The sequence below is a fragment of the Mesorhizobium sp. Cs1321R2N1 genome, from assembly GCF_037179725.1.
Lineage (GTDB): Bacteria > Pseudomonadota > Alphaproteobacteria > Rhizobiales > Rhizobiaceae > Mesorhizobium > Mesorhizobium salmacidum.
This window is the reverse complement of sequence record NZ_JAPYKP010000253.1, coordinates 1-3,837: the sequence shown is the minus strand read 5'-3', so window position 1 is coordinate 3,837 and position 3,837 is coordinate 1. Positions and strand designations below refer to the sequence as shown.

The following is a 3,837-nucleotide window of genomic DNA, read 5'->3' as shown; positions in this document are numbered from 1 at the left end:
CGCGGCCGCCGCGGCCCTCGTCATCGGCGCGATCGTCGGCACGCTGGCCGGCTTTGCCGGCGGCCTCGTCGACGAAGTGCTGATGCGCATCACCGACGCGTTCCAGACCGTACCTGGCTTCCTGCTGGCACTGGCCTTCGTCAGCGTGGTTGGCCCCTCGCTCGGCGTCGTCGTCGTGGCGATAGCGCTCGGCACCTGGAGCGGGCCAGCGCGCATTGCGCGCGCGGAAGTGCTGTCGATCCGCGAGCGCGACTACGTCGCCGGTGCCCGCGTCATCGGCATGAGTCCGCTGGAGATCGCCTTTCGCGAAGTGCTGCCCAATGCCTTGCCGCCGGTGCTGGCGATGTCGTCGGTCATCGTCGCCGCCGCGATCCTCACTGAAGCAGCCCTGTCCTTCCTTGGCCTCGGCGATCCCAACCGCGTCACCTGGGGCGGCATGATCGCGGAAGGGCGCGCTGTCCTGCGCACCGCGCCGTTCCTGTCGATCGTCCCGGGCATTGCGCTGGTGCTGACGGTATTGGGCGTCTATCTCGCCGGCGAAGGCATCGTCGAGACGACGGCCGTGCGCAGGGGCCTGTCGTGACGGTGATGGCGTCGATCCGCGATCTGACGGTGACCTACCGCCGCGATGGCAGCGAGGTCGCGGCGCTGAAGAACATTACTCTCAATGTCCAGGCAGGCGAACGGCTGGCGATCATCGGCGAGAGTGGTTCGGGCAAGAGCACGCTGGCGCTGGCGATGGCGGGGTTGTTGCCGCAGTCCGCCAGGGCAGAAGGGAGCATCGAGTGGTTCTCCCTTTCATCGTTGGGTGCCAAGACGCCCCCCTCTGTCCTGCCGGAGGGGGGCCTCGCAGGGCGCAGGGGGCAAAAGTCTGCCTCCGTGCCAAACCATACCCTCCTCGGCGGCCGCGACATCGGCTTCGTCTTCCAGGACCCATCAGCCAGCCTCGACCCGGTGATGACCGTCGGCAAACAAATCGCGGAAGTGGTGCGCACCCATCTTGGTCTCGGCTGGCCAGCATCTTATGCCAGGGCAGAGACACTGCTCGAACGCGTCCACCTGCCCGACCCGGACTCCACCATTCACGCCTTCCCGCACCAACTCTCCGGCGGTCAAAAGCAGCGCGTGGCCATTGCCGCCGCGATTGCCGCCGGGCCGAAACTGCTGATCGCCGACGAGGCGACCAGCGCGCTCGACACCATCGTGCAGGCCGAGATCGTCGCGCTGATCCGACGGCTGGTGGCCGAGGACGGCATGACGCTGCTGTTTATCAGCCATGACATTGCGCTCGCCGCCGAGCTTGCCGAACGCATCGCCGTATTTCATCATGGCGAACTGATCGAAATCGGCGGCACCGGGCAAATCGTCAACGCACCGGCGCAAGCCTATACACGCGCGCTGCTCGACGCCCATATCGGCCTCGACGCCGAGCCCTTGCTGAACCGAAGCGGCTGAATCCATGAACCTGCTGACGGTATCCAATCTCACCAAACGCTATAGTCGCGGCGGCAAGACCCTCGCCGCGGTGGACGATGTCTCCTTCCATATCGAGCCAGGCGAAACGCTGGCGCTGGCAGGCCCTTCCGGCAGCGGCAAGTCGACAATCGCGCGGCTGGTGCTGCGACTGATCGAGCCGGATGGCGGACGCATCGAATTCGAAGGCGATAATTTCCTTGCCTTGCGCGGCGCGACCTTGCGTGCGCGCCGCGCCCGCCTGCAGATGGTGTTCCAGGATCCGCTCGCCGCCTTCAATCCGCGCGCCACGGTGGCGCGCGTCCTCGACGACCCCTTGCGCATCCACGGCGTCGCCTCACGCTCCGAGCGCCCGCGCCGCATCGCTGCCCTGCTGGAACGGGTCGGCCTGGCGGCCGATCTTGCGCCCCGCGCCATCCACGAAATCTCCGGCGGACAGCGGCAGCGCGTGGCGATTGCCCGCGCCATCGCCACCAAACCGTCGCTGATCGTGCTTGACGAAGCGGTATCGGCGCTCGATGTCTCGGTGCGCGGCCAGATCCTCAATCTGCTGCTCGACCTGCAGCGCGAGGAACGGATCGCCTATCTCTTCATTTCGCATGATCTCGGCGTCGTCCGTGCGGTCGCCCACCGTGTCATCCTTCTCGATGCCGGCCGGATCGCCGAGAACGGTGATGCCCGAACCGTCATCGGTGCACCGCAATCGGCCATCGGCCAGGCGCTGGTGGCAGCCGCCCCGAGATTACACAGGACCACACAGGACGCATCATGACCGATCCCGAAGCCAGAGCAGAGAAACTGTCGCGCGAGCTCGATTCCGCCTTCCGCAACCGCGCCGATCTCTATCGCCTGTTTCTCGACGAATTGACCGAGGAACTGGGCGCCGAAAAGGCCGAGGCGATCATGATCCGCGCCATCGAACAGCGTGGTAGGGAGGTTGCAGCGGCCGCTTTTGCCGCCTTCGGCCCCAACGATGCGCCAGCAATCGGCGAGGCGTTTCTGGCTGTCAGCCCGGATGGCGGCCTGATGTACCCGACCGATATCGAACGCGGCGATGACCGCATCGCTTTCAAGGTCAAGCGCTGCCCGCTGAAGGATGCCTGGGTCGAGGCTGGTGTCGGCGACGACAAGCTCGCGACCCTCTGCCGCATCGCCGGCGCCTTCGACCGCGGGCTGTTCGAGGCGACCGGCGTGCGCTTCGACAACATCACCTGGGCGCCGGGCCGCGGCTCCGGCTGCTGCCACATCGTACTAACCAATCGCGATGCCGGCTAAGCAATTTATCGTCCTAAGAATGCGTTGAGGTTTAGTTCTGGCTGAGCCCAAAGCGGCTGATGCCGAGAACCGGAGCATCACCTGAACATCGACACACGTTAGCCGCCGACCATTAGCCTGACGACCTCATCATGGTTGGTCTCGGAAATCTTGCGCTCGCCGGCCTGGACGCCCCGCCGCAGCACGACGATCCGGTCCGAGACCGCAAAGATATCCTGCAGATTATGCGAGATGAAGATCACGCCGCGTCCTTGCGCCTTGAGCTGGTGGATCAGCGAAATCACCTTGCGCTGCTCCGGCACACCCAATGCCGCCGTCGGTTCGTCCATGATGAGGATCTGCGCGTCCCAGTAGACGGCGCGGCCGATCGCGACGGCCTGGCGCTGGCCGCCGGAGAAATTGCTGACCGGGGCGTTCATCCGGCTGACGTGGAAATCCAGCCGCTTCATCGTCTCCCTGGCGGCGTCGGCCATCGCCTTGCGGTCGAGCACCGGCAGAAAGCCGAACGCCTTGCGCATCGGTTCGCGGCCAAGGAAGATGTTGGCGCCGATCGATAGATTGTCGGCCAGGGCCAGATCCTGATAGATCGTCTCGATGCCTTTTTCGCGCGCCTCCTGCGGCGTCGCGAATGCCACCGGTTGGCCACCGAGCAGGATTTCGCCGCCTGTCGGCTGGAACACGCCCGAGATCGCCTTGATCAGCGTCGTCTTGCCGGCGCCATTGTCGCCGGCAAGCGCCACCACTTCGCCCGGCCGCACGGCCATGGAGAAATCGCTGAGCGCACGCACGGCGCCGAAATGCTTGGACAGGTTGCGGACTTCGAGCAAGGGGGTGTTCGCGTTGGTGTTATTCATCCTGGCGGCCTCCACTGAACCGGCGCTGCGCCTGGTCTATGAGCACGGAAATGATGATGACGACGCCGACGGCGATGAACTGCCAGAACGGCTCGACATTGACGAAGACCAGCCCGTACTGGATGACCGCGATCACCAGCGCGCCGGCGACCGTGCCCAGGATCGTGCCGGAGCCGCCGAACAGGCTGGCGCCGCCGATCACCACCGCAGCGACGCTGTCGAGCAGCAGCGGCTC

The 3,837-nt window shown here is 65.7% G+C and carries 5 protein-coding genes and 1 pseudogene; 4 read left to right on the top strand and 2 right to left on the bottom strand.

Translation table 11 applies throughout. From position 1 onward, the window contains the following. The 4 genes from O7A61_RS31405 to O7A61_RS31390 all read left to right on the top strand — a co-directional run. On the top strand, positions 1-583 hold a 583-nt coding region (locus tag O7A61_RS31405; protein ID WP_337133054.1), incomplete at its 5' end, for an ABC transporter permease. Beyond that, complete coding sequence (locus O7A61_RS31400; RefSeq protein ID WP_337133053.1) at positions 580-1,455, top strand: ABC transporter ATP-binding protein; 876 nt, start codon at positions 580-582, stop codon at positions 1,453-1,455. The genes O7A61_RS31405 and O7A61_RS31400, both read left to right, overlap by 4 nt. A gap of 4 nt (positions 1,456-1,459) precedes the next feature. Next, a complete protein-coding gene (locus tag O7A61_RS31395) occupies positions 1,460-2,245 on the top strand; it encodes an ATP-binding cassette domain-containing protein (RefSeq protein WP_337133052.1) in 786 nt (261 codons plus the stop codon). After that, complete coding sequence (locus O7A61_RS31390; protein WP_337133051.1) at positions 2,242-2,748, top strand: L-2-amino-thiazoline-4-carboxylic acid hydrolase; 507 nt, start codon at positions 2,242-2,244, stop codon at positions 2,746-2,748. The genes O7A61_RS31395 and O7A61_RS31390 overlap by 4 nt, the downstream gene beginning before the upstream one ends. A gap of 98 nt (positions 2,749-2,846) precedes the next feature. Here O7A61_RS31390 and O7A61_RS31385 read toward each other — a convergent pair whose 3' ends face one another. Then, positions 2,847-3,602: an ATP-binding cassette domain-containing protein gene (locus tag O7A61_RS31385; protein ID WP_337133050.1), complete on the bottom strand. Its 756-nt coding sequence runs from the start codon at positions 3,600-3,602 to the stop codon at positions 2,847-2,849. Beyond that, positions 3,595-3,837, bottom strand: a pseudogene (locus O7A61_RS31380) (ribose ABC transporter); the annotation flags it as partial. The pseudogene O7A61_RS31380 and the gene O7A61_RS31385, both read right to left, overlap by 8 nt.

Coding starts and splice junctions, on each gene's coding strand:
- O7A61_RS31395 (WP_337133052.1), top strand. CDS start 1,460: ATGAACCTGCTGACGGTATCCAATCTCACCAAACGCTATAGTCGCGGC.
- O7A61_RS31390 (WP_337133051.1), top strand. CDS start 2,242: ATGACCGATCCCGAAGCCAGAGCAGAGAAACTGTCGCGCGAGCTCGAT.
- O7A61_RS31385 (WP_337133050.1), bottom strand. CDS start 3,602: ATGAATAACACCAACGCGAACACCCCCTTGCTCGAAGTCCGCAACCTG.